Origin of the sequence: Methylobacterium sp. WL18 (genome assembly GCF_008040015.1) — a bacterium.
GTDB classification, from domain to species: Bacteria; Pseudomonadota; Alphaproteobacteria; order Rhizobiales; family Beijerinckiaceae; genus Methylobacterium; species Methylobacterium mesophilicum.
In genome coordinates, this window is sequence record NZ_VRVD01001056.1 from 1 (window position 1) to 981 (window position 981).

At 73.2% G+C, this 981-nt stretch carries 1 protein-coding gene; it reads left to right on the top strand.

Translation table 11 applies throughout. From position 1 onward, the window contains the following. Window positions 1-150: 150 nt before the first annotated feature. Window positions 151-981, top strand: an 831-nt coding sequence (locus FV228_RS30860; protein ID WP_147857875.1) for an acetyl-CoA carboxylase carboxyltransferase subunit alpha, incomplete at its 3' end; no start/stop codon positions are given.

Consider the following 981-nt stretch of genomic DNA (forward strand, 5'->3'; position numbering starts at 1 on the left):
CCACCACGACCGCGCCGCCCGAAAATCCCACCCCCACGGCCTTCGTGCACGGCAGCTCGAACCCGGCGCCGGTTGACACCACCCCCGCCATCGCCAACACCTCGCGCCCGCCGCTTCCGGAGCGGCGAACCCGGGAAGACCTGTGACACGATGGCGGTGACGCGCACCTACCTCGACTTCGAGAAGCCGGTTGCCGAGCTGGAGGCCAAGCTCGAGGAATTGCGCGCGGTCGGCGAGCGCGACGGCGCGGTCTCGATCTCCGAAGAGGTCGGCCGGCTGGAGGCCAAGGCCGGCCAGGCGCTCGCCGAGATCTACGCGAGCCTCACGCCCTGGCAGAAGACCCAGGTCGCCCGCCACCCGCAGCGCCCGCATTTCGTGGATTACTGCGCCGGACTGATCAGCGAGTTCACGCCGCTCGCCGGCGACCGCACCTTCGGCGAGGACGAGGCGATCCTGGGCGGCTTCGGCCGCTTCCGCGGGCGCCCGGTCCTGGTGCTCGGCCAGGAGAAGGGCGCCACCACCGAGGCGCGCCTGCGCCACAATTTCGGGATGGCCCGGCCCGAGGGCTACCGCAAGGCGGTCCGGCTCATGGAGACCGCCGACCGGTTCGGCCTGCCGGTGATCGCCTTCGTCGACACCGCCGGGGCCTATCCGGGCATCGAGGCCGAGGAGCGCGGCCAGGCGGAGGCGATCGCCCGCTCCACCGAGGCGTGCCTGGCGCTCGGCGTGCCCAACGTCGCCGTGGTGATCGGGGAGGGCGGCTCGGGCGGCGCCATCGCGCTCGCCACCGCCAACCGGGTGCTGATGCTGGAGCACGCGATCTACGGGGTGATCTCGCCCGAGGGCGCCGCCTCGATCCTGTGGCGCGACCAGGGCCGCGCCCACGAGGCCGCCACCGCCATGAAGATCACCGCGCAGGACCTGCTGCGCCTCGGCGTCATCGACGGCATCATCCCGGAGGCCACCGGCGGCGCCCACCGC